The 2,422-nt window shown below is 66.7% G+C and carries 3 protein-coding genes; all 3 read left to right on the forward strand.

What is annotated here, in order from left to right:
• Positions 1-511: 511 nt before the first annotated feature.
• From BGN95_RS09670 to BGN95_RS09680, 3 genes are read left to right on the forward strand one after another with little or no spacing between them, the layout of a single operon-like run.
• Positions 512-1,132, forward strand: coding sequence for a ribonuclease D (locus BGN95_RS09670; protein WP_286772500.1), 621 nt, complete (start codon positions 512-514; stop codon positions 1,130-1,132).
• A complete protein-coding gene (gene lptC / locus BGN95_RS09675; protein WP_179513007.1) occupies positions 1,125-1,763 on the forward strand; it encodes an LPS export ABC transporter periplasmic protein LptC in 639 nt (212 codons plus the stop codon). The genes BGN95_RS09670 and lptC overlap by 8 nt, the downstream gene beginning before the upstream one ends.
• A gap of 8 nt (positions 1,764-1,771) precedes the next feature.
• Positions 1,772-2,347 (forward strand): LptA/OstA family protein, encoded by a 576-nt coding sequence (locus BGN95_RS09680; RefSeq protein ID WP_179513006.1) that lies wholly within the window; start codon positions 1,772-1,774, stop codon positions 2,345-2,347.
• Positions 2,348-2,422 lie beyond the last annotated feature (75 nt).

Here is a 2,422-nt window from a genome sequence, read left to right on the forward strand (position 1 = left end):
CGAAGCCGCCGCCGAAACCGCCACGGTCGCCGAAGCCGCCGCCGAAGTCACTGCCGCCGCCGAAATCATCTCCGCCGCCGAAACTGTCGCGCTTGTCGCGGCCACGTCCGCCACGATGCCCGCGGCTACCTCTGTCGAAACTCATAACCCCGTTCGTTTTCCTGTCCGCCCGACTTCGCCGTCAAGAGGTGCGCGCCGGACGGCGAACAGCAACCACACCTCTTCGGGCGCCAAACCTTTTGCGCCACACAACATGCCATAGCGGAGCTTTGGCCAGACAGCGAACAGAATCGTGCGAAAAGTGGGCAGAAAGTGGCTAATCGTTGCACTACTGTCGCATCATTAGCACAGGTTGGCGCAGTTCACGCCTTATGACGACGCGAAGATCGATCGCAACGGGCGCGAGAATCATGCCTAAATAATTGTTCGGCCGTTGATTCGCAGTCTTTTCTTCGATCTTGCCGATTCGCGGACCATTGAGCCGCGCGATGCACCCCGCTAGTGCGGGCGAATGACCGTGCATTTTCATGAGGAAGATCTTCCGCTCGACGTCTTCGCCCCGGGTGCGTCGATCGCCGTCGATACCGAGACGATGGGGCTGATCACCCCGCGCGACCGGCTGTGCGTGGTGCAGCTGTCCGACGGCGGCCCGGACGAGCATCTCGTGCGGTTCGGCCCGACCTCGGATTATGCCGCGCCGAATCTGCGCGCGGTGCTGGCCGATCCGGCGCGGCTCAAGCTCTATCATTTCGCGCGGTTCGATCTCGCCGCGATCGGCCATTATCTCGGCGTCGTCGCGGCCCCGGTCTATTGCACCAAGATCGCCTCGCGGCTGGTGCGCACCTATACCGATCGCCACGGGCTCAAGGAGCTGGTGCGCGAATTGCTCGGGCAGGACATTTCGAAGCAGCAGCAATCGTCCGACTGGGGCGGGCCGGAATTGTCCGACGCGCAGAAGGATTATGCCGCGTCCGACGTGCGTTTCCTCCACCAGCTCAAGACCGAGCTCGACCGGCGGCTGGCGCGTGAGGGCCGCGCCGGGTTGGCGCAGGCATGTTTCGATTTCCTGCCGCATCGCGCGGCGCTCGATCTGGCCGGCTGGCCGGAGATCGACATTTTCGCGCATGTCTGAAGCCGCTGCCCCGCCGCTCGACGCGCGCCAGCGCTGGGCAGCGCCGGACAGCCCGCACGACCGTATCGTCACCACCGCCAATTGGGTGCTGCCGGTGCTGATCGGGGTGCTCTCCGCCTTTCTGGTGATGGCGCCGCTGACCACCGGGGGCGACGTGTCGTTCGTGCTCGACAAGAACAAGGTCGAGGTGGCGAAGGAGCGACTCAAGATCCAGGCGGCGCGCTATCGCGGCGCCGACGGCAAGGGGCAGCCGTTCGAGCTGACCGCGGGCTCGGCGATCCAGAAGAGCTCGGCCGAGCCGATCGTCCGCCTCCAGCAGCTCGCCGCCGACATCAAGCTCAACGACGGCCCGGCCTCGCTCGTCGCCGAGCACGGGCGCTACAACATGGATACCGAGCAGGTGAAGGTCGACGGCCCGATCTCGTTCCGCGGCCCCGACGGCTATACGCTCGACACCGTCAACGCGACGGTCGATCTCAAGACGCGCAAGATGCAATCGGGCGGCGCGGTGACCGGCACCGTCCGGCAGGGAACGTTCAGCGCCAACCGGCTCGACGCCGATCTCGACGCGCATAGCGTGACGCTGACCGGCAACGCCCGCTTGCACATCGTGCCGCGAGGGGCGAGATAGCGGCGACCATGAAGCGCCTGATCCCCCTCCTCCCGCTGCTCGCCGCCACCGCGGCCGGCGCGCAGACGCGCCACGACACCAACGCGCCGATCGATTTCGGGGCGAACCAGATCCAGCTCCAGGACAAGGCGAATCGCGCCGTGCTGACCGGCAGCGTCGCGGTCAAGCAGGCCGAGATGACGCTCAACGCGCAACGCGTGACGGTCGCCTATACCGGCCAGGTGGTCGACGGGAATCCGCAGGTCTCGCGGCTCGACGCGGCGGGCGGCGTGGTGGTGCGGCGGCCCAATCAGGTCGCGAAGAGCCAATATGCGGTCTATGACCTCAATCGGCGCGTCATCACGATGATCGGCGCGGTCTCGCTCCAGCAGGGCGGGGCGAACACCGTCAACGGCGGGCGGCTGACGATCAACCTCGACAGCGGGCGCGCGGTGATCGACGGCTCGACCGCCGCGGGCGGCAACAGCCCGGTGCCCGGCGGCACCGTGACCACCGCGCCCTCGGGCCGCGTGACGGGCACCTTCTCGGTGCCCAAGCGCGCGCAATCGGACAAGCCGTCGACCCCGTCCGACAGCAAGAACTGATCCACCCGATGAGCTTTCGTCGCGGCGGGGGTTTCCTCGACGCGCGGGCTCGGGCAAAAGGACATGCATGAATCC

Origin of the sequence: Sphingomonas sp. 66-10 (assembly GCF_001897045.1) — a bacterium.
In the GTDB taxonomy this organism is placed as follows: Bacteria; Pseudomonadota; Alphaproteobacteria; order Sphingomonadales; family Sphingomonadaceae; genus Sphingomonas; species Sphingomonas lycopersici.